At 68.1% G+C, this 20,117-nt stretch carries 22 protein-coding genes; 2 read left to right on the top strand and 20 right to left on the bottom strand.

Annotated elements, in window-relative coordinates:
* From ETD83_RS45485 to ETD83_RS26675, 20 genes are all read right to left on the bottom strand, one after another.
* A partial coding sequence (locus ETD83_RS45485; RefSeq protein ID WP_138647980.1) for a LysM peptidoglycan-binding domain-containing protein occupies positions 1–1,582 on the bottom strand: 1,582 nt, incomplete at its 3' end.
* A complete protein-coding gene (locus ETD83_RS26765) occupies positions 1,579–2,043 on the bottom strand; it encodes a pilus assembly protein TadG-related protein (protein WP_138647979.1) in 465 nt (154 codons plus the stop codon). The genes ETD83_RS26765 and ETD83_RS45485, both read right to left, overlap by 4 nt.
* Positions 2,044–2,048: 5 nt before the next feature.
* On the bottom strand, positions 2,049–2,495 hold the full coding sequence (locus ETD83_RS26760) for a TadE/TadG family type IV pilus assembly protein (RefSeq protein WP_138647978.1): 447 nt from the start codon (positions 2,493–2,495) through the stop codon (positions 2,049–2,051).
* A complete protein-coding gene (locus ETD83_RS26755; RefSeq protein ID WP_407921523.1) occupies positions 2,492–2,947 on the bottom strand; it encodes a TadE/TadG family type IV pilus assembly protein in 456 nt (151 codons plus the stop codon). Before ETD83_RS26755 ends, ETD83_RS26760 begins: the two co-directional genes overlap by 4 nt.
* Complete coding sequence (locus tag ETD83_RS26750) at positions 2,944–3,156, bottom strand: hypothetical protein (protein WP_138647976.1); 213 nt, start codon at positions 3,154–3,156, stop codon at positions 2,944–2,946. The genes ETD83_RS26755 and ETD83_RS26750 overlap by 4 nt, the downstream gene beginning before the upstream one ends.
* A gap of 51 nt (positions 3,157–3,207) precedes the next feature.
* Positions 3,208–4,104 (bottom strand): type II secretion system F family protein, encoded by an 897-nt coding sequence (locus ETD83_RS26745; protein WP_138647975.1) that lies wholly within the window; start codon positions 4,102–4,104, stop codon positions 3,208–3,210.
* Complete coding sequence (locus tag ETD83_RS26740) at positions 4,101–5,021, bottom strand: type II secretion system F family protein (RefSeq protein WP_171064448.1); 921 nt, start codon at positions 5,019–5,021, stop codon at positions 4,101–4,103. The genes ETD83_RS26745 and ETD83_RS26740 overlap by 4 nt, the downstream gene beginning before the upstream one ends.
* Complete coding sequence (locus tag ETD83_RS26735) at positions 5,018–6,271, bottom strand: CpaF family protein (protein ID WP_171064447.1); 1,254 nt, start codon at positions 6,269–6,271, stop codon at positions 5,018–5,020. The genes ETD83_RS26740 and ETD83_RS26735 overlap by 4 nt, the downstream gene beginning before the upstream one ends.
* Positions 6,272–6,417: 146 nt before the next feature.
* A complete protein-coding gene (locus tag ETD83_RS26730; RefSeq protein ID WP_138647972.1) occupies positions 6,418–7,182 on the bottom strand; it encodes a P-loop NTPase family protein in 765 nt (254 codons plus the stop codon).
* Between the two features lie 46 nt (positions 7,183–7,228).
* A complete protein-coding gene (locus ETD83_RS26725) occupies positions 7,229–7,942 on the bottom strand; it encodes an SAF domain-containing protein (protein WP_171064446.1) in 714 nt (237 codons plus the stop codon).
* Positions 7,943–7,950: 8 nt separating this feature from the next.
* Positions 7,951–8,166: a hypothetical protein gene (locus ETD83_RS26720; RefSeq protein WP_138647970.1), complete on the bottom strand. Its 216-nt coding sequence runs from the start codon at positions 8,164–8,166 to the stop codon at positions 7,951–7,953.
* A gap of 560 nt (positions 8,167–8,726) precedes the next feature.
* On the bottom strand, positions 8,727–9,299 hold the full coding sequence (locus tag ETD83_RS26715; RefSeq protein WP_138647969.1) for a hypothetical protein: 573 nt from the start codon (positions 9,297–9,299) through the stop codon (positions 8,727–8,729).
* 706 nt (positions 9,300–10,005) lie between these two features.
* Positions 10,006–10,749 (bottom strand): hypothetical protein, encoded by a 744-nt coding sequence (locus tag ETD83_RS26710; protein ID WP_138647968.1) that lies wholly within the window; start codon positions 10,747–10,749, stop codon positions 10,006–10,008.
* Positions 10,736–11,158 (bottom strand): ATP-binding protein, encoded by a 423-nt coding sequence (locus ETD83_RS26705; RefSeq protein ID WP_138647967.1) that lies wholly within the window; start codon positions 11,156–11,158, stop codon positions 10,736–10,738. The genes ETD83_RS26710 and ETD83_RS26705 overlap by 14 nt, the downstream gene beginning before the upstream one ends.
* 466 nt (positions 11,159–11,624) lie before the next feature.
* Positions 11,625–12,107 carry a hypothetical protein gene (locus ETD83_RS26700; protein ID WP_138647966.1) on the bottom strand — a complete coding sequence of 161 codons (483 nt, stop codon included), beginning with the start codon at positions 12,105–12,107 and terminating at the stop codon, positions 11,625–11,627.
* Positions 12,108–12,306: 199 nt separating this feature from the next.
* Positions 12,307–13,512: a cytochrome P450 family protein gene (locus tag ETD83_RS26695; protein ID WP_138647965.1), complete on the bottom strand. Its 1,206-nt coding sequence runs from the start codon at positions 13,510–13,512 to the stop codon at positions 12,307–12,309.
* Positions 13,513–13,551: 39 nt separating this feature from the next.
* Positions 13,552–14,817 (bottom strand): MAB_1171c family putative transporter, encoded by a 1,266-nt coding sequence (locus ETD83_RS26690; protein ID WP_138647964.1) that lies wholly within the window; start codon positions 14,815–14,817, stop codon positions 13,552–13,554.
* Positions 14,818–14,859: 42 nt separating this feature from the next.
* Complete coding sequence (locus tag ETD83_RS26685) at positions 14,860–15,255, bottom strand: hypothetical protein (RefSeq protein WP_138647963.1); 396 nt, start codon at positions 15,253–15,255, stop codon at positions 14,860–14,862.
* Positions 15,256–15,542: 287 nt separating this feature from the next.
* The gene (locus ETD83_RS26680; RefSeq protein ID WP_138647962.1) at positions 15,543–16,016 is read right to left on the bottom strand and encodes a helix-turn-helix domain-containing protein; all 474 of its coding nucleotides are present in this window, start codon (positions 16,014–16,016) and stop codon (positions 15,543–15,545) included.
* A gap of 645 nt (positions 16,017–16,661) precedes the next feature.
* Positions 16,662–17,462, bottom strand: coding sequence for a sigma-70 RNA polymerase sigma factor region 4 domain-containing protein (locus ETD83_RS26675; RefSeq protein WP_138647961.1), 801 nt, complete (start codon positions 17,460–17,462; stop codon positions 16,662–16,664).
* Between the two features lie 559 nt (positions 17,463–18,021).
* Here ETD83_RS26675 and ETD83_RS26670 point away from each other — a divergent pair.
* Positions 18,022–18,507, top strand: a complete 486-nt coding sequence (locus tag ETD83_RS26670; RefSeq protein ID WP_138647960.1) for an ATP-binding protein — start codon at positions 18,022–18,024, stop codon at positions 18,505–18,507.
* Positions 18,508–19,315: 808 nt separating this feature from the next.
* Positions 19,316–20,117 (top strand): MarR family transcriptional regulator (locus ETD83_RS26665; RefSeq protein ID WP_138647959.1); only part of this gene is annotated, 802 nt, incomplete at its 3' end.

The raw sequence follows: 20,117 nt of genomic DNA, 5'->3' as shown, positions 1-20,117 counted from the left end.
CGCATAGGGCGGTCAAGTCGGGTTGGTCGGTGGCTTCCATGAGTCGGGCCCGGCGCAGGATTTCGGCTTCGAGGTGGGTGGTGGCCGCGGCGAGGGTGGGTGTGATGGTGAGTCCTGGGATTCCGGCGAGGGTGGCGCCGGGGTAGAGGGTGTCGGCGTCGGGTTGGGCAATGAGGATCTCGGCGCGGTCACGGCGGGCCTTGGCGAGGAGCCCGATGGTGGCGGCGCGGGCAGCGGCGTGTGCGCCGTCGCCGGTCAGGCCGAGGGCGAGGCCGGCGAGCGGCAAGGTGATGGGCGCCTGGTCGCGAGTGCCCAAGGTGATGTGATCAGCGGCAGGCGTGGTTCGGTCCTGGGCGACGAGGTCGGCGTCGGACGGGACGGGGTCATCGTGGTCGGCGTAGGTGTGGTCCAGATGGGCCTTGCGGGCCTTGGCCACCGGTTCCGGTATGGCTGGCTGGTGAGCCGGGACGCTCTCGTTGTGGGTGGTGGCGTGGGGATGATGACGGCGTCGGTGCAGGCGGGTGGCGGCGACGGCGATGCTGAGTGCGGCGGCGAGTCCGAGTCCGATGGAGGAACCGGATGAAAGGGTGATGGCCGACGACGGACGGTCTTCGGCCATGCTGTGTGGATTTGGGGGTGCTGTGCTGGCCGGTGGGTTCTTTGCCGGTGGAGCGACGACCGGGTCCGGCACCTGCGACGGCGCCGGGTCGGTGGTGGGGACTGCTCGTGGCGGGTGTGAGGGCTGGGCGTGCTGGTGGTCTTGCTCGGGTGCCGAGGTGCCTTTGGTTTTGGTGGAGTGAGGTCCGCGCGTTGGTGAGGTTCCGGTGTTGTTCGGGGTTTGGGGGATCCGGACGCGTTGGCCGGGGCGGAGGTCGTCGGGGCTGGTGAGGGTTGGTATGCCGTCGGGCTGGTCGAGGTCGCGGCTGGCTTTGAAGATCTTGGGGTAGAGGGTGCCGGAGCCGTAGGCGCGGCGGGCCATGTCCCAGAGGGTGTCGCCGCGGCGGATGATGCGCGTCCGCCAGGTTCGCCGCTGGTCGGGTTCCGTGTGATGTGGGCGCTCGTCTCCGAGCAGGGGTTCCCAGTCCGGGCTGTGAGCTGGTGGCGCGTCGTGCCCGGACGACGGCTGCTGGGTTGTTTGTGGCTGCAGATCCGCGGTGACGTGGGCGTCGGTGTGGATGGTGGCAGAGGCCGGAGTGGTTACGGCGGCGGTGGTGCTGAAGGCGAGAGTGGCGGTAGCGACCAGGTCGCGGGCCAGCAACTGCAGGGGCCGGACGGGACGCGGCAGGCGGAGACCGGATCGTCCGGCCAGGTAGCTGATCGTTTCGGTGCACGTCGCGGCGGTGAACACGCCCCAGGCCAGCCAGCCGAGCAGCCGGATCGCGGCCAGGAACAGGCGGTGGTCGGTGTCGGGCTGCATCAGCGTGGCGCTGAGATGCTCCCAGGACGGGAAGCGATCGGGGATCGGGCTCCCGGCCACGGCGTACAGGCCGATCGGCAAGCCCGCCAGCAGGGCGGCGAAGACCAGCAAGGCGCCGAGCCCGCGCAGAATCTCGGCGCTGCGGCTACGGGTGGAGTGGATCATGGCTGGTGGGGTCCTTGCACTCCGGTGGTGAGGTTCGCGGTGGCGACGGCGTCGGCACGGAGCCGGGTGACGCCGATGACGGGCAGGAACAGCGCGGGGCGGGTGATGGTGACATGGACCCGGATGGCACGCGTCCCGGACGCGGTCACGGTGCCGGTGTAGCCGCCGCTGCGCAGATAGGCGCGTGCGGCGTGGACGGCTGACTGGCGGTCCACGACGAACTCGCCCCGGGTGTAGGCGCGGTCAAGGTCGACGCGTGCGGCGCCGGCGCGGGCGGACTCCTGAGCGGCGGTGGTGGCGTCATGGCGAGCTTGGAGCTTGTACCCGAAGTCGACGACAGCACCGAAGAACACCACCACGACCAGGGTGATGATGATGGCGAAGATGCTGACGCTGCCGTCGTCGCCGTACCGCCCGCGCTTGGGCCAGGGCCTGGGCGCCCGTGCGGATGTGGAGGCCATGGCGGTCACCGTGCCCGGTGGACGTCGATCGGGGACCGATGGGTTTTGGTGACCGTGCGGCTGCCCGGCATGCCGGGCAGTGCGATGTCGGCGAGCCGGATCACGCAGGTCACGTGCGCCGCCACCGTCCCGGCCTGGCCGGCGGGCCGGTGGAATCCGGACAGGTCGAGCCGGACGGTCGGGGCGCAGTGCAGACCTCGGTCACGCAGCGTGGTCAGTGCGCTGGATGTTGCGTCTGCGTGGGCTTGGGTGGCGGTGCGTGCGATGGAGGCGTGCCGGGCGGCGTCGGCGGCTGCCTGCGCCACTACGGCGCTGCCTTGCTGGACGCGCATCGCCACTAGCAGCCCGGCCAGGAACGCGATGAACAAGGGCGCGAGGATGGCGACCTCGATCGCGGCGTTCCCCGCATCCCGTATGCGAGCCGATTCGAAGGACGTGGCGGAGAGACTCATGGCCGTCCTTGTGCCGTAGGTCCCACCGGGACGTGCTCGCCTTCAGGACTGTCGAACCCGCGGGTGTCGATGGTGAAGCGTTCGCGGGCACCGCGAGCGGTGCGGGTGAAGCCGATGTCAACGCCCGGCAGGATCGATGGGGCGCTTCCGGTCACGTGGACGGTGATGGTGGTGGTGCCGGACACGGTGACGGCTGGCGCCTGCAGGACGGGTTCGGCGCGGGCGGAACGCGCGGCGGCTGCTTGACCTTGGGCGGCGGTGCCGTGTCGGGCGCGGGCGACGCGCAGGCCTTCTTCGGCGGCCGACAGCGCGACGTTGCGGGCGACCGACACCAGCACCGCCTGTACCAGCACCAGGAACAGCAGCCCCACAGCCGGGAACACGATGGCGGCAGTGACGGTCGCGGAACCTCGGTCTGGTTCCCGTCCCTTGGGCGGGTGGTGGCGGGTCATGGGCCGCTGGCGCCGGGGATGTTGCTGATCCAGCCGTTCACCTTCCCGGAGACAGCGAGGTAGACGGTGAAGGCCAAGCCGGCGAACCCGGCGACGATAATGATCGTCTCGACCACGCCCGAGCCCCGGTCACTGCGGAGGTTCAGGCTGGTGAGGCGGCTGAGGGCGGCGACCACGAGGCGGGTCGCGGCCGTGGTGAGTGTGTTCATGGTCCCCCGATTGGTAAGGCGCGTGCGATGAGCCGGTGTGGCGGTGTGTGGCTAGCCGGATGCCAGGAGTTTGGAGAAGAACGGGAAGCCGATCAGGATGACGAAGCCGAGCATGAGCAACGAGGTGGGCACCCACATCGCGGTGGTGCGGGCGTTGGCCTCGGCGCGTGCGGTGGCGGACGCCTCGTGGCGCATCGAGCTGATCTTGGCGATCAGCACGTCGTGCATCTTGGCGCCTTCCTCGCCGGCGATCTCGGCGGTGTGCGCCAGGTCGATCAGATCGCGCACCTCGATGTCGGCGCCGAGCTGAGCGAGGGCGCGCCAGGGCTGCTGCTGGCCGTGCCGTGCCCGCGTCAGCGCCTGGTGGATGCGCTGGAACGGCCACCCGTCGGTGATCTTCGCGGGGTTCTCCAGCGCGGCGTTCAGGGCGGCGCCGGCCTGGCGTTCCAGCACGACCAGTTGCAGATAGGAGGTGAAGGCGTAGCGGAAGTCGCGGCGCTGTTGCCGGGCCTGGGACCGCACATTCCAGTCCGGGACCAGCGACAGCACCGCCGCCAGCATTAGTCCGGCGAGGACGGGCAGCGTCCAGCGCGGCGAGCCCCCGGCCAGAGCCATCAGGCCGCTCAGTACCGAGGGTGCGGCCAGCCCTGTCAGAAAGAGGGCCAGCTTGTTCAGCATGAACCGTTCGATCGGCCGGCCCAGCAGTGCCAGATCGGTGCGGGGAACGGCGAGCATCCCGGCGGGGCGCGCGACCCGATCTGCCAGCCACCGCCCCACGCGCTCAAGCCCGCCGGGGGCTTCGGCGGGGGCCGAGGCGGCGTGCAGTGGTGTGGCCTGTACTCGGGCCAGTGCGGCGTCCAGGCGTGGAGGCGCAGGCCGCAACTCGCGGACGAGCAGGATGACACCGGCGGCGGCCAGGCATCCGGCGAGGACTGCCACCGCGGTCACTGGCCCGCCCCCTGTCCATTGCGGGCGGGGCGGGCCGGAGCGGCACCTTCAGGTTGGATGAACCCATCGCTCACGTGCAGGAACCGGGCCCCGGTGGACAGGACGGCCAGCCGTCGCATCCACGCTAGCCCGGCCGTGTAGATGGCTGCCACGACGGCGAGCACGCCCTGGCCGAGTGGGGTGTCGTAGGGGGCGGCGAGAGTCTGGGACGAGGCGAACAGCACGCTCAGCACACCCACGGATGCCACGATCACGATCAGTGTCGTTCGGAGCCCGGCGCGTTCGGCCTCGACGTCGCGGCGCACGATGACCTCGTGCTCGACCGCGTCGGCCAGCAGGCTCAACGCCTCCCGCATGCCGGGGCCTCGGCGGCGGGCGGCCAGCAGCAGCGCGCAGGCGATCAGGTCGCCGATCGGGTCGTCGAGGTCGTCGGCGAACGCCCGCAGTGCCTGTTCGGTGTTGGCGTGGTTGTTCAGCCGCCCGGCCAACGTCCCCACCGGACCGCGGATCGCGGCCGGGGCGATGCGGGCGCTGTCGGCCAGCGCCTGCTCCAGGCCGCGGCTAGCGCCGATCATCTCCGCCAGCCGCCGCGACCACTGCGCCAGCGCTTCCAGCCGCGCGATCCGGCGCTGCGGCGCGCGACCCGACAGCATCGGCGGCAAGGCATAGACCCCCGCGGAAACCGCCAGGGCCGCGACCGGCCATCCCGACAGCAGCAGAACCGCAAGCCCAGCCACGGCGCCGCTCAGCAACCGGTTACGACGTTCGGGATGCGCGGCGGACCGCAACGCAACCCGCACCCTGGACGGTGGACGCCCGGCCCGCGTACCGGGCCCGGCGCCCCGTAGCCCGGCGGTAATGGCCAAGGCGGCTCCGGCGCCGCACCCGCCCGCGAGCGCGGCCAGCAGGCCCGTCATGTCCATCCCCGCCCGTCCGGGCCCGAGGCAAGCAGCGCGGTGTCGAAACCGTGCGCGGTGAGCTCGTCCAGCAGATGGGTGCTGATGTGCCCGCCCGCCGGGGCAGCGCGCCCGCCTGGGCCGGGGGTGAAGATGTGGTTGCGGGTGGGCTCGGCCGAGTCGGCGGGCGGCCCGATCTCCAATACATGCGACACGTACCGGTCGTTGCTGGCCTGGTCGCGTTCCAGATAGACGATGAGGGGCTCGGCGAGCCCGAACATCAGATGCACATCGTTGGCGCCCAGTCCGAGGTCGGCGCGGCGGCCGAGCTGCACGACGCGGCTGAACACGTGCTCGGGACGGTGCACGTGCAAGGTGCACATCGAGCCCCGCGCCCCCGAATACATCACCTCCAGCATCGGAGCCAGTTCCCCATGCCGCGCCTCACCGACGATCACGCGGTCCGGGTTGAGGCGCAGGCACGCCGGCACCAGATCCTGCAACCGCACCTGCCCGGCCCCTTCGGCGTTGGCCTGCCGCGCCTCCAGCGCGACCACGTCCGGGTGCCGGTGCGCCAGCCTCGGGTCGTCCAGGAACAGTTCGAAGTCGCTTTCCAGCGTGATGAGGCGTTGCTCGGGCGGGATCTGGTTGGCCAGCGCCCGCACCAGCGTGGTCTTGCCGGTGTTGACTTCCCCGCACACGATCACGTTGCGCCGCGCGGCGATCGCTGCCCGCAAGAACGCCTCGACTGGTTCGATGAGGGTGCCCAGTCGGGTGAGCTGCCCGAGGGTGACCTCGACCAGGCGGTGCACCCGGATCGCCAGGTGCGGGCGCCGTGACACCCAGCCCACCACGGCCAGCCGGACGCCGTCGGAAAGCGCGACGTCCAGCAGCGGGGAGGCGTGGGAGAACTCGCGGCCGGTGTTGCCGCGCCGCGCCAGTAGCTGCACCCACTCGATCAGGTCGTCGTCGGTTTCGGCGACCGGCGGCCCCAGTTCCTTGGTCCCGTCGGTGTAGGTGATCCAGGTCTGCTGGCAGCCGTTGACGACGATGTTCTCCACATCGGAGCGTTCCAGGAACGGCTGCAACGCGCCCAGCCCGAACCGGCGGTCGAACACCAGCTGCGACACTTGCCGCTGCTCCGCAACCGACGTCACCTGCCCGGCGGTCATCTGCTCGTGGGCCCATGTCTGCACCTGCGCATCGATCAGCTGCCGCGCCCGCACTCGGTCCACCCCGTCACCCAGCAGGTCCACCAGCTGCGCCGACACCTCGCGCACCGCTGCCCAGACGCTCGGCCCATCATCGGTCGGTCGCTTCAAGATGGCAGAACCGATTGCCGCGGGCGCAGAGGTAACCGAGAGGGCTGCGGCGGGGTCGAGTTTCTGCGGGCCGGACGACGCCCACCCCGGCGCGGTCATTGGCCGCCTCCGATGACCGCTGGAACGGCTGAGCGGGGTGTGAGGTCGGCAAAGACACCCGAGGTCGAGCCTGGAACGGCTCCGCGGAGCTGCCCTCCCAGACCGTTGAGAGACCGCATCAGCAGCGAGGTCTTGAACGTCAGCCGTGGGCGCGTCCCGTCCGACAGCACGCGGGCATCGGACGGTGAACACGGCAGCTCCGCCAGCACCGCAACACCTAGCGCCCGCTCCACCTCCGCCGCCCGGTAAGCACCATCGGCGATCAGGCACAGCCTTATCGCTGCCCGTTCACCCAGCAGGCCTTTGAGGGCGTCCAGACGTGGCGTGGCCGCATCGACCTGCGGCAACGTCGGCCTGAGCACCATCACCACCGCGTCCGCCGCCCCCAGCAGCTCGTGCGGGGTGTCGGTGCCGCCGACCTGGCCCAGGTCGGCGACCACGTCACCATCCCGGGCTGCAAAGGCTGCGGCCAGCCGCTGCCACAATGGCGCTAGCCGGATCCCGTGTCGGGGGTCGCGGACGCCATGCAGCAGCTCGACCCGCCCGTCGTCCACGATCGGGACCACATACTCATCCAGGGCAAGCGGCCCGTGCTGGTCGGCTTCGGCGGCCATCGCCAGCCCGAGCAGACCCGGACCGGCCGATTCACGCATCCGATCGGCCATGTAGCCCGGCAGCACCCGGCGGCCCATCGGGTCGCACTCGGCCACCAGCACACGGCCCGGCCAGGTCAACGCCAAGCCGAGCGCGGTCGTCGTCACTCCGGGCGACCCACCAGGTGATACCAGGCAGTACAGCGCCATCGGCTCAGCCCCGCCTTTCGGTCACCACGAGCACGACCTGCCCGGCAGCCGCCTGCCGCGCCACCAGGCTGCTGTCGGCCTCGGCCATCAGCAACGACACCGTCATCGCCCCTTCAGCGTCGGGACCCTGCACTTGATCGACCACTGCAACCACGTCCCGCAGAAGCGTGCCCTGACCACCGTCTGCACGGCCCTGCGCATCGCCGCCCATGGGGTGCTGGTCTTGGCTTGGCTGCCTGAACACGACCCGGACCCGCCAACCCGGCGCCAACCCCGGCGGTAGCGCGCTCGCCTTCACCGGCGCGGTCACCAGAGCCTGCCCCCGCTGCGGACTAGGCCCCGCAGCCAGCTGCGAAGCCGCCAGCAACGTCCCCTTCCGCAGCCCCACCGCAGCCCGCCGCCCGACCACCTCCCGCAACTGACGCTCGGGAATCGTCGACACGGCCGGATCCGTCGTCACCCTGGCCACATCCAGATCGGCCCGGGTGATCTGCTGCCCGACCGGGACGTCCCGCGTCAACCGGAGCACTGGCACCCGCTCGTCCGACGCCCGGAACAGGTACACATTCGCCAGCACCGCGAACATCAACAGCATCACCCCTGCCGCAATCCACGACGGCCGGCGTTGCCGCGCCAACCGCTTCGACACCCTGGGGTCTGGCCCGCTGCTCCCCTTTGGGGCGATGGGCTTTGGCAGTGTTCTGCTGCTGGTCTTCATGCTGTTCCTCATCCGTAAAGGCCCTGCGCTTCGGCCACCCGGAGCCGGAAACTCCTCGACCGCGTCAGCGGCGGCAACACCCCGCTCGACCCGTCCGACCCCCGCCAGGTGCCGCTCCACGTCACCGTCACCCGGACCCGGTAAGCGCCGCCGGGCTGGTGCGCCGACGACCGCTGGAAGGTGTACGAGCAGCCGGTGCGCTGCGACGCCGCCGGACGGGACACGTCATATGCGGTCCCGGGCCCAGCACACCGGACGGGGCGATCCCCCGAACCCGGATCGACTGTCGTGCTCTGCGGCCGAGCGGTCACCTGAACCCACACCCCACGAGCGGACGCCCGCCCGCTCAACGAACGCCAGTTCGTCACCCAGAACCACTCCGGCAACCCCACCAAGCCCGCCGACCGGCGAGGCGGCGCCGCCCCGACCACCGGCACCGGAACCGGCAACCGAGCCCACTCGGTCAACGCCAACTCCGCCGCCGAAACCTTCCCCGGCCCGCCGTCCTCGCTCTCAGTGGGGCAGACCACCGGCACGTACTCGCTCAACTCCTGGCAATTACGCGGCCGCACCGAATCCGAACCCTCGGCAGGGCGGTCCTCGGTTTCCGGTCCAGGCACCTGACCCTGCCCGGTGCTCCCAGGGCGCCCATCGTCCCGGGCGCCGAACCCGTAGCCGTTCAAGTTCGCGTTGGGTGGGATTGGGTCCCGTGGAGGCGGTGCAGCGTGTTGCATCAGGAGGATGAAGCTGCCGAGGCATGCGGTTGCCGTTCGGGGCTTCATTGTCAGCAGCCTTCGCCGAGCACGACATATTTGCTTACACGCCATTGGCCAGCCGTACCTTTGATCATGTAGGCCCTGGTGTTGCCCTTCTTGACACCTCGATTGATCTTCTTGTGCGTGGTCCTGCTCATTATCCCGGCGTTGCTGGAGTCCTGGCAGTCATGCAAGGTGGCCTCATGACCGTTGATTATCACGCTCGTGATGTGAACGATCACTTGTCCGTATGAAGTGAGGTTCTTGCTTCTCAGTTCATCGGCCCGTTTCAGAACACGCGAAAGCTGAGGGTCGACCATCAGGGCCGACAGCTGTTGCTCACGAGAATGCAGCGGAAGGGTGTCCGCGTGGTCGAGCATAGCCACGAAAGCCGTGTAGGCACGCTTCACGGTTGCGTCCTCCGAAACAGGATATGTCGGTGCCGCGGAATCCGAGGAAGTCGGCAAGGCCGCGGCTTTGTCGCCGTTGGTGCAGCCCGACAACACCAACATGGCACCCGCTATGCCGGCCCAACAAACCTGAACTGCGCTCCACTGCTGGCCGATCCCGATCAAGTCCCACCCTCCGTCAACATCGTCCACCGCCGCCCGGGCGACTCCTTGTGCCGGTAATACGAACAAGCGTCAAGCGATCGTAGGTGCGAGCGAAGTGGTTCACCCGCAAGTCACACCGTGGTGAGGGTAAATCCCGAGTACCCGGCCCAAAGCTATGTCTGACCAAGGCTGACATGCGACATATGGTTGAGAATGAACTGTGATCGATGCTCCTCACGGCCGTAGCGCTCGCTCAAGCATCAATGTTCGAGTTCAGAACGGTGGACGTGGTGAGGATTCGACCTTCCCGGATTGCGGTGACGAGGGAGGTCGGCGGCTTGGCGCTGCCTGTAGAGGCGGCCGGCTCGCCAGGACGGCGAGTGCGACGAGTATCGTGCCTGCCGCGATCCATCCCGGCCGCGGTTGGCGAGCCAACCGCCTCGCCGTCCCGCTTCCAGCGGCTTCTTCCGTCCCGACGAACAGGAATGCAGACCTGAACGTCGTCCCTAACGGTCCTGCATTCATGAGGTCCGATGGACTGCTCCTCGTCACCATCCGAAGGAGCGGGAGTCCTCACCGGCCCCTCGGGGCCACTCGTGGGCCCAGGTCGCCGTCCGTCCTGCTTGGCGCCGAACCAGTAACTGCGGACGTTTCCGTCGGTCACTGGTGGGATCGGTTCCTGAGCGGGCGAAAATAGGATGATCAGACTAAGCGGCGCTGCCGCACTCAGAACTGTGAGAGAGGTGGGCATTACTCAGCAACCCTTGCCATAGGAGACTGTCTTTGTGACACGCCATCGACCGTCCGGCCCTTTAGACAGATAGGTCTTTAGGTTCTCCTTTTCGATGCCGCGATTGATTTTCTTTCCGGTGAGTGCGTTCATTGTCCCCGCATCGCGGGAGTCTTGGCAGTCGCGAAGCGTGGCATCCGTATCCTTGACATGAATGTCCTGCACATGTGCGACCACTTTTCCATACGATGTGAGGTTCTCTTCTTCCATTTCTTTGATTCTGTCGATCACCCTAGTTAGCTGGGGGTCGGTCATGTGAAATGCGAGCTCCTGCCGACGAGTACCTGTCGGCAACGAGTCGGCGCGATCGAGGATCGCAATAAACGCGATGTAAGAACGCTTGATCGGCTCAGCGTCGGACTGCGGCGGCGATACCGAGGGTGACTTAGCCGCAGTTGGCAGCGGAACGGCAGAGTCCTCAGCGGTGCACCCCGTCAGGAGCAGCAGGGTGACGACGGGCATCATCCAACGCTGAGAGGCGAGTTTGGCCGGGGTCCGCTGGGACCCCCTCCAGTTCCCCTCCTCAGGCAGGCAGCCGTCGCGGCTTCGGCGCTTTTGTGCAGACGTTTCGTTGGCGCCAGGCGGACGTGGCGTGGCGCTGAAGGCGAGATGGGGATTTGGCGCCGACCGCATCGTCTGCACGATCGCGATGCCAATCATCGCCATTGCCCACCATGCCGGCACGGCGAGAACCTCAGGCGACACCATCACGCTCCTCCCTCATCGCGATGGCTGTAGTGGGGAGCAGCGCGGTCACCCATTTGCCGATCGGCGAGTGGGTGCGCTCCACGTGGAACGCGGTGGCCGCCGCCTGGACTAGGGGGAGGCCCCATCCGCCCGCTCGGTCCTCGTCGTCCCCAAGGGCTCGGGCGTCGGGGGTGATGTCGTCCAGCGTCAAGGGCCGGACCATCCCAACGGTCGGCATTTCCGTGGAGGAGTCCCAGACACCGATCACCAAGCCGATGCCGAACCACCGCAGGTGGAGGGTGATCTGGTCGCTGGGCTCCGACGTCCGGACGGCATTGGTGACCAGCTCGCTGACGACGAGTGCGGCGTCGTCCACCGAGACCGGAAGACGCCATCTGCAAAGCGCGGTGATGGTCTGGTCACGGGCCATGCCAACGCTCCCGCGCTGAGCGGGGTAGTGGCGAGTTCTGGCCTGCCTGGTCGGCCTTGTGGTCATGGTGCTCACGCTTCCTCGGGGGTCCTGTCGCTGGCCGTTGAAGAGCGACGTCGGTTTGACGGGCTACCTGGTCACCTCCGCATGGGGGAGTCTGATCCGCTGATGTCGACGAGGCGTCGGTGCAAGGGGCAAGCGTGTCCGGTGTTGTGCATCGCGTTCGAGATCGATTTGGCAGAGTCCTAGGGGCTGATGCGAAACACCAGAGGGATTAGATGCCATTTCTCCTGGATCCTGTGCCGAGCGTGCGTGGTGAGGAGACCGCCGCTGCGTTCAAGGAATTGATCGATTTGCTGTGAATCGAGCTCGGACGCCAACCGGGCGGGGGGTCACATATTGTTAGCCCTTGTTTTATCCGGACTTTTGCTGGCCCCCCGCCCTGAAGCGGGTGATGTTGCCAGTGTCAGGTCGGCCCGAGTGCGTCCATTGGGCTGAGCACGCCCCGGTGGCGCAAATACAGGTCGGTCGCGGCCGCCTGGGCGAGCAGCCGGCAGGCAGCGATGTGCACGGCAGTCTCGGTAGCGGGCCGGGTAGCGTTCATGATCCAGCTCACCCCCTTGACCCAACTAATGCCGCGGAATTCGCCGTAGGCGGTCGTAGTGGTGCAGTTCAGTTCGGGACTGATGGCGATGGCCTCGTCCGCGATGCGGATGGCCGTCAGTTCGAGGTGAAGGCCCTCACGATCGGCCAGTGCATCGCTTTCCCGGCGCAGGGCGTAGGGGTCGGGCTGCAGGCCTCTCCAATGAGCGGGCCGGTACAGCGGCGTCTGCGCGGGCGCGTAGGTGTGCACGATCCGCGTCAGGGCCTGCGCGGCCGGGACGAAGACCGCACGGGCGCCAACGGTTTCCCCGCCTGACCCGCCTGGTGCGTGGGCGTCTCTGCCCATGGTGTATCCCCCGTGGAGTCGTCACCTGAACGATCTGCCTTCACTTATAAGTGAAGACAACCACGGAGAGTAGTTAGATCAACTCCCTCTGTCAACAGGTTCGGCGCCCGTTGTCATCCTGACTTGGAGTAAAAGTGATGACTGCCGGGTGTCTTGCTCCTGAGCCGCGGTGTGATGCAGCTCGTTCGTACGGGTGCGCTCAGTGGGGGCCGGGGTGCCAGCGGCCCGGGAGGGCGCGGAGGCCGCGCATCATCCGGCTGGGGCGCCAAGCGAGCTGGTCGGGTGAGGTGTCCAGCTGCAGGCCGGGAAGGCGGCGCAGCAGGGTGGCCAGCGCTATGTGGGCTTCAGCGCGAGCCAGCGCCGATCCCAGGCAGTAGTGCGGGCCGTGGCCGAAGGCCAAGTGGCTCTGGGGCCCGGGGCGGGTGAGGTCGAGGGCTGCTGGAGCGGCGTAGTGGGCGGGATCGCGGTTGGCGGCACCGATACCGATCATGACGATCTGCTCGGCGGGGATCGTGGTCGGGCCGTAGGTGACTGGTTGGGTGGTGAACCGGACGGTGGCGATCCCGAGGGGGGAGTCGTAGCGCAGGAACTCCTCGATGGCCGGGGCGAGCCGGTCGAGGTCGGCGGTCACGGCGGTGTGCTGATCGGGATTGAGCAGCAGGGCCAGCACGGCGTTGCCGATCAGGTTGGTGGTGGTCTCGTGCCCGGCGATCAGCAGCAGCACCGCTAGCGACACCACTTCCTGCTGGCTGAGGCGGTCGCCGCGGTGGCGGGCTGTGATCAGGGTGCCGAGCAGGTCCCCGTCCTGGCGGGTGGTGGCGTCGTCCGCGCGGTGGTAGTTGCGGTCGACCAGGGCGGTCATGTAGTCGGCGATGTGGTGGGAGGCCCGGTCGCGGGTGGTGGCGTCGGCGATGGTGAACAGGGTGTTGGACCAGTGGCGCAGCTGTGGGCGGTCGTGTTCGGGAACGCCGAGCAGTTCGCAGATGATGGTGACCGGGAGCGGTACGGCGAACTCGCTGATCAGATCGGCGGCGCCCTGGGGCGCGATGGTATCCAGCAGCTGGTCGGTGATCTGCTGAATGCGGGGGCGGAGACGGTCCACGGCTGTCGCGGTAAACGCCGGAGCGGCCAGGCGGCGTAGCCGCGTGTGATCGGGGGGATCGGTGGCCAGCATGTTGGATTTCAGCGCTGGGGCGATGTCGCGGCGGTCGCCGAACAGGTAGGCGAAGCGGCGGGTGTCCCTGCTCAGCCGTGGGTCAGTCAGCGCGGCGCGGGCCTGCTCGTACCCGGTGATCAACCAGGCGTGGTGGCCGCGCGAGGAGACCTGCACCTGCTGCACTGGGCCCTGGTCGCGCAACCTGTCATAGATCCGATAGGGGTCACGGTAGAAGTCGGCGTCGAACACGAAGGGGCTCCTATATCGAGATCGGCCGGCAGTGGGGCGTTATGGGCGTCCATGGGGCGCGTCCTCGGGCAGGTCTACTGCGGTGGAGAACGCTAGAGACACCTGCGTCAGCCAGTCGGCCTCGCTGTCCAGATCGCCTCCGCCTTCGCTGTTCATCGTGTCGTTGCTCTGGTCGCCGGTCTGGGGACCAGCCTTGCTGAGAGCGGTGGTGTGGGTTCGTTCATCGGCCGGTCGTCCGGCCAGGTAGGCGGCCAGGGCCGTGCGGACTGAGATCGCCTCGCACAAGGCAGCCGCCTGCCGGGCATCGAGCCCGGCACCGCCCGTGGTGATCTCGGCCTGCCATATTTCGGAGGAGTCACGGTAGGGCCTAAGGAGCAGCAGCGCGTCACGGATCTCGACCACCCGCCGGTGCACGCCATAGCGGTAGCTGAAACGATCCCGCCCGCTCCTGGGCAGCACGATCTGCGGCATCGCTGCACTCAACGCCGTCCATAGCGGGTTCAGCCGCCGGTAGGTCCGCCAGTACCGCAGCCACCGCACCGGGGCCACCGCCGGCGGCCCCCACGCGGGCAGAGTGATACCGAGGGTGATCGCCAGTGCCGCCAGTAGGGGGAGCCCGACCGCGAACGCGCAGCCGGGAGGGTGTAGCGGGCTGGGACAGGGGCGGTCGTGGCCTGGCACCAGCGGGTCCAGCCGCAGCCACTGCGTGACCACCATCGCCGTCTTCTCGACCAGATAGATGATCACCAGGACGCATCCCACGGTCACGATCCGCAGGCCGGTGCGCAGCGCGGGCCGTGCGGCCGGGCTGGCGTACCGTACGGTGAGCACAGCGAGACCGGTGAAGGCCCACCCCATGAACACCGTGTAGATCACGATGTAGCCGACCAGAGCGGGATGGTCGCCGTACTGGGAACCGAAGTCCCCAATTACCGGTGGCAGCGGACTGGACACAAACAGCCCGGTCATCGCGCTCACAGCGGCCAGCAGCGCCACCAGCCACCGGCGGATCCGCGCCCGGGCCTCCTCCCGCGGGCGCGTGACGCTTAGCAGATGCGCCAGAGCGGCGAACGCGGCCACAGTCGTGCACAGGTTGGACAGCAGACGACCCAGATTGGGGAAGATCGCGTTCTCCACCCGCTGCACCCCGTGCGAGATCAGCACCAATGCCAGCCCGATCGACACCAGCAGCAGGCACGTCGCCCCCAGCCCCGGCGGCGGATCAGGACCGCGAAGGCCACGTGCCTTCCACCCCGCCGCAAGCAACGCGGCCGCGGCCACCGTCCAGAACACCAGATCGATCATCGACAGCCCCCGAATGTTGGAGTCGCCTGATCGCCCGCGCCGCTAGCGGTGCGGCTCATCCCTGGCCTCGTGTGCTGGTGACGCGGTCGTCTCGATCGATCCGCGCCGGAGCATCGAGCGGCGTCCCCAGGTGTCCTCCAGACGGCCAAGTACGGCGGCGACGGCCGGATCAGCGGCAGCGACTCGCCGACTAGACCGGCCGGGGCGCGACCGGTCCAGGAGCAGGGTGGCGAAGTACTCGGCTTCGCGTTCCTGCTCGCTGGTGTAGCTGGTACGTCCCAGCACCGCGCGCACCATCGTGGGGCTCAGATCGGGCAGCAACACTGAAGCCAGATCCCCCACACCCACCCCGGTCTGGTGGCCGGCGAGCAGATGGCCGATCTCATGCAACGCGATGTGCTCACGATGGAACCGCGTGGTTCCCATCGCGGTGTACACGTAATCGGCGCCAGCGGTAGAGACACAAACCCCACACAATCCCTCTGGCATGGCCGGGACCTGCATCACCCGCAGCGGCCGGCCCGTAAGAGCGGCAACGCCGGCACGGAACTGCTCGAAATCCCACGGCTCGGGGACCTCAAGCGCCTCAACACGAGCACGACACCGCCGTCGCAGCACACCTCCGCGCACTCGGTCACCTCCCCGGTATCCACACAAGGCGCTCCCACCCAGCGGCCGGACTTAGCGCAACCTTGTCACTACCGAATGTGATTGTGTCATGGTGCTCAACTCTCCGGAGAGGAATCGACATCGTCCGTCCCGGCTCGCCGCTCCAAGCGGGCGGTCGACTCGATCAACTCACCGACCATCTGCTGAGCTTCGGGCGACAGGCGCAGGAAATTACGCAGCTGTGCGCCGCGCACCCCGGTATCACGCAGGACGGTCAACAGCTCGATCTGTTCTTCGACGGTCCGGAACACCTCATCGTCGAAGAAGTAGGAGGGCGGCACGCCGAAGAAGGTCGCCAGGGCCTCCAGCACCCGCTTGGTGGGGTTGTCGTGTCTGCCGGTCCGCAGCTTCCACAGGGTGTTGTGCGAGATCTTTTCGCCGGTCAGTTCCTCGATCGCGACCGCAGCCTCCTGGAGGGAGTAGGGCCCACGCTCATCTGGATGCATCCGGCGGAACAGGTAATCGACCTTGCGTGCCAGAGATGGGACCTCGCCGCGCGCCCTCCCCGGCGCGGCGTCATCACCAACCACTAAACACCTCCTCCTCCCACGCTGAAGCCCCTGGTCAACAGTATGTCATCGGCATCTCTCACAAGAGTCGCACTTGCATCACCCGGGTCGGTAACACAACTCATTCAAGGCATTTCGCCGTCATTGACCACGAAAGGCACTTTCTGGTCCCGAGTGACACTGAGCATTGCCGTCCACTCCTGGACGGTGAGCTGCTGATCTGGCCGCTCTGCAAAGAGGTGCATCCTTGCCGCCCAATCGCCGTCAATACACCGATCGCCTTCAACGTCTGATGGAACTGATGCCAGCACCGTTGAGTGCCGCTGCGATCGCACTGATCAGGATGCACGCGGTCCGCCCCTAAACTTGCTGCGCCTACTTCCTGGTGACCGCATGCACCTGACGGACCTCGACCAGTTCCAGGCAACTGGGGCGGCGAACGACCCAAAGAAGGGTCGGGGACATGGCGCCCTCGCAGCGGCCCCCGGTGACGTCGAACGACCGTAAGCGCAGCGAGGAAACTGCCCCCACATCACTCTGCGGCGAGGGCAAAACCCTGTGCATTCGAGTCCAACGCACTCCCCAGGGCAGATTCATGCTCTATTGCAGAGAGAATGAACTGGGCTCCGATGTTCGCCGCCCTGGCAGTCAGTCAGGCGTCATTCGTTAGAACGCAGGGGCGACGGGCATGGCGGAGATTCTACCTTCGCGGATTGCGGTCACGAGGCGGAGTTCTGCGGTCTGGCGCTGCTTGTAGAGGCGGCTCGCCGGCATGCCCCGGTGTTCGGCCAGTTTGCGGATCGACAGGCCGTCCAGCCGTGTGGCGATGATCAGCTCGGCAACCGCTGGATTGATGATTCCCTGGCGTGTGGCGTCCAGGAGCAATTCGATGGGGTCGACCTCGGAGATGGACGCCGGGGCAGGCAGCTCGCTGGGGTCGCATGGGACGTCGCGCGTTTCCCGGCCGCGGGCGCGCAGGGCCCCCTTGCGCGCCCACAGCATCAGCCGGGCGGCGATGTGCGGACGCTGGATGTCGATGCGAGCCAGCTGCGCGATGAACTCGGTCAGCAGCTCCGAGACGATGTCGTCGGCGAGGCGGCTCGGGCTGGAACGGATGACCCGGGCTGCGGTGCTCTTCAGGCCCGGCATCGCGACCCCGGCGCAGCCCACGATCCAGGCGGGGTCGCCGGTCCGTGCTTGGCGGACGAGGTGCCGCCACACGGCGTCCTTGAGCTCGTCGGAGGAGGCCCGGTCCAGCAGCACGGACCGCAGCTCGCGCAGGTCCACCGGCCGGGCGGGCAGTCCATGCCCGACGACGGATCCCTCGATCGCCAGCGGATCCGGGCCCGTGGTCAGCAGCACGAACGAGCGCTCGGCGACCGTCAGCGCGTTGCTCGAGCGCTGACCGGTGGCCGCGTAAGCCGGACGGTGCTCGTTGGTCTGTTCGTTGATCTGGTGGTTGCTCATGAGGCCCCCGAGGGTCGTGACGGATCGATGGCTCAGGTATCGGTCACGGCGTGTGCAGATCATGAGCACCTCGTGAGGACTAGGCGGTGTGCACGACGTGCTCATGATCTGTTAGAAATCGCTGTGACCTGCAAGAACGCGATGTGTCAGCGGTGTTCATGCCTGGGGAGGTAAAGCCGGGCGAGTGCTTAAAACGGCGACTACCTCGACCTCCGCCGGCAGCAGGGATCCTCGGTAAAGGATCGTCGAGCGGCTCCCAGAACGCCCCGCGTGACGACCCAAAACGGAGAATCACGCAGCATGGGATCGTCATCGACATCCAGGATGAAGAGGCGGAAAGGGTGCCGATGTGCCGCGGTCCCAGTGCCGCCGGCGCATCGCCAAGACAGCCTTCCGCTGCTTCGACGGTCACCTCAGCGTGTTCCGCACGGACGGTGGCTCCGTTCGTGAACGCACCCCTGCACTTGACCCACGGTGAGAGTCGTTCCTTCATGGCGCTGTCCACATGTCGTCCGCCGGTGCGGATGGCGCACGCCGAAAGGGAATCGGGGAAACGAGAATGGGAAACTGGAGCCTGTCGACCGCGGGCCAGTGGCTGTGGGGATCGGAGCCGATGCGCTGGCGTCGGGCCTACGCGGGCCGGGAAGACCAGGTGCGTGCGGCGCGGGTGTTCGTCGCGACGCTGTTCGAGGGCACCGGGCGTGATGAGGATGCGGCGGTGGTGGCGGCCGAGCTGGCCACCAACGCGGTGCGGCACTCGCGTTCGGGCGGCGATCAGGGCTGGTTCGGGCTGGAGGTGACGCTGGGCGAATTCGCCCGTGTCGCGGTGACGGACCTGGGCGGGGGCTGCGTGCCCACGATCCGGTCCGAGATGCCGGGGTGTGAGCCGCGGGTGGGCGGCTACGGCCTGCTCACGGTGTCCAAGCTGGCGCTGACGACCGGTGTCCACGGAAGTTCGGCCAGCGGCTTCACCGTCTGGGCGAACATGGACCTGCGCGGCGCCCCTCAGACCGGCTCGGGACAGGCGGCCTCGCTGGCCTCGTGAGGAGGGGCCAGCCTGCACGTATCAGGCTGGCCCCTCAGGGGACAGAGTAGAGGAACGCCCCAGTCGCCGAGGGCCCCGTCCGCACACCCGGTCTCACCGGGCTGCGGGCGGGGCCTGTTGGCCTTATGGCGATCTGGACGGATCCGTTCGGTGGACCGCCCCCGCTCCCGTCTCGCCTTTTCGGGGTTTGATTGGCCCTTCTTTTCTGGGTTCTTTTCGGGGTTCTGCCTATGAACAGAAGGTCCCGCTTGCGGCATCCTGGCAGGTCATGGGGCTGGTGCGTATTCTGTTCGTGGCCCCGACTCGTCACCAGGACGACCCCTGGTAATAGCTCGCGTGCTGGAAGTGAGATTGTTTCGCCTCCTCGGTGCCGGTCCTACCACTCCCCTCTGCCATCTGCCCACCTGGTGACTCCGATTTCAGGCCGGCCGCCCCCCGCCCCGCGTCCCGGCGCGAGACCGTTCGCTGCTGAGTCGGCATACCGCCGCCGGTGAGTCGTGCGGCGAAGTGCGAAACACCTTCTGAGAGGTGTTACCGGTTCCGGGAACCGCGCCATCTCGGCGAACGGGTCTCCGAAAAGACACACGGCCGGACGAGGGTCCGGTTATGAATCGGTGCAATTCTGCTTTACCGCTGGGTGGGTTTAGTGGTGCGGGGTGCGATTGGTTAGCTGTTCAGCCGTTGAGGTGAATAAAAAGCGGCCGAAGATGCTTGCCTAGTGGCGCGGCATCGAGAAATGGTCGAGCTCCCGATGAAGGGGAACGGCACCGGAAATCCCGGTCGCCGTGCGCATCGAATGGGAGTCGAAATGGCCGCGAAGAACATCACCACCAATGGCGACACCGGGAACGTTGTCACGGGCACCGAGAACGCCGGAAACGACACCGCCGCTATCACGGGCGGGGCGCGTCCGTCCGGGGCGGCTGGGGACGTGTGGGACGCGCTGACGGCCAAGCCCGGCGTCAGCGTGACCGCGATCGCGGAGGCGTCGGGTGTCAGCCGCGCGACGGCGGCGCGGACGCTGACCGCCCTGGAAAAGGACGGGCGCGCCGCCCGCACGCGCGGCGGACGCAACGGCGGCAAGCGCCAGCCCGACACCTGGCACCCGGTCACGGCCACCACCGCAACCGCCACCACCGGAACCGCCGACACTGCCGACACCACGGATGCCGGGAACAGGGATGCCGGGAACACGGACGCCGGGGATGCGGACGCCGGGGATGCGGCGGGGATGGATGCGGCGGCGGTGGCCGAGGCGCGGGACGCGCTGACGGTGCTGCGGGACGCGGTCGGGGCGGCGCTGACCGGTCTGGACAGCGGGGATGGTGCGGCGGCGCTGAGAGCGGTTGAGGCCGCCTACGGCGGGTCGGGCAGGGCGCGGCGGCTGGTGCGCGCCGCCGTGAACGGTCGTCCGCGTACGGCGTCGGGTGCGCCGCGTTCGGGGCCGGGTGAGATGCGCGCGAAGGTCGCCGGGCACCTGACCGCCCACCCTGGGGCGGAGTTCACGCCGCACGAGATCGCCAAGGTGATCGGGCACTCGGCCGGGGCGGTGTCCAACGCCTTGGACCGCCTCACCGAGGCCGGTGAGGCCGAGCTGGTGTGCGACCGGC

Source organism: Actinomadura soli, from assembly GCF_005889715.1.
Classification (GTDB): domain Bacteria; phylum Actinomycetota; class Actinomycetes; order Streptosporangiales; family Streptosporangiaceae; genus Spirillospora; species Spirillospora soli.
Note: the sequence above shows the minus strand (reverse complement) of the source record. Positions and strands in the feature narration are given on the sequence as shown.

What these genes read in the sequence shown, in the direction of transcription:
- ETD83_RS26765 (WP_138647979.1), bottom strand. Translation starts at nt 2,043, where the DNA reads ATGGCCTCCACATCCGCACGGGCGCCCAGGCCCTGGCCCAAGCGCGGG.
- ETD83_RS26760 (WP_138647978.1), bottom strand. Translation starts at nt 2,495, where the DNA reads ATGAGTCTCTCCGCCACGTCCTTCGAATCGGCTCGCATACGGGATGCG.
- ETD83_RS26755 (WP_407921523.1), bottom strand. Translation starts at nt 2,947, where the DNA reads ATGACCCGCCACCACCCGCCCAAGGGACGGGAACCAGACCGAGGTTCC.
- ETD83_RS26750 (WP_138647976.1), bottom strand. Translation starts at nt 3,156, where the DNA reads ATGAACACACTCACCACGGCCGCGACCCGCCTCGTGGTCGCCGCCCTC.
- ETD83_RS26740 (WP_171064448.1), bottom strand. Translation starts at nt 5,021, where the DNA reads ATGACGGGCCTGCTGGCCGCGCTCGCGGGCGGGTGCGGCGCCGGAGCC.
- ETD83_RS26725 (WP_171064446.1), bottom strand. Translation starts at nt 7,942, where the DNA reads ATGAAGACCAGCAGCAGAACACTGCCAAAGCCCATCGCCCCAAAGGGG.
- ETD83_RS26710 (WP_138647968.1), bottom strand. Translation starts at nt 10,749, where the DNA reads ATGGTGTCGCCTGAGGTTCTCGCCGTGCCGGCATGGTGGGCAATGGCG.
- ETD83_RS26705 (WP_138647967.1), bottom strand. Translation starts at nt 11,158, where the DNA reads ATGGCCCGTGACCAGACCATCACCGCGCTTTGCAGATGGCGTCTTCCG.
- ETD83_RS26700 (WP_138647966.1), bottom strand. Translation starts at nt 12,107, where the DNA reads ATGGGCAGAGACGCCCACGCACCAGGCGGGTCAGGCGGGGAAACCGTT.
- ETD83_RS26690 (WP_138647964.1), bottom strand. Translation starts at nt 14,817, where the DNA reads ATGATCGATCTGGTGTTCTGGACGGTGGCCGCGGCCGCGTTGCTTGCG.
- ETD83_RS26675 (WP_138647961.1), bottom strand. Translation starts at nt 17,462, where the DNA reads ATGAGCAACCACCAGATCAACGAACAGACCAACGAGCACCGTCCGGCT.
- ETD83_RS26670 (WP_138647960.1), top strand. Translation starts at nt 18,022, where the DNA reads ATGGGAAACTGGAGCCTGTCGACCGCGGGCCAGTGGCTGTGGGGATCG.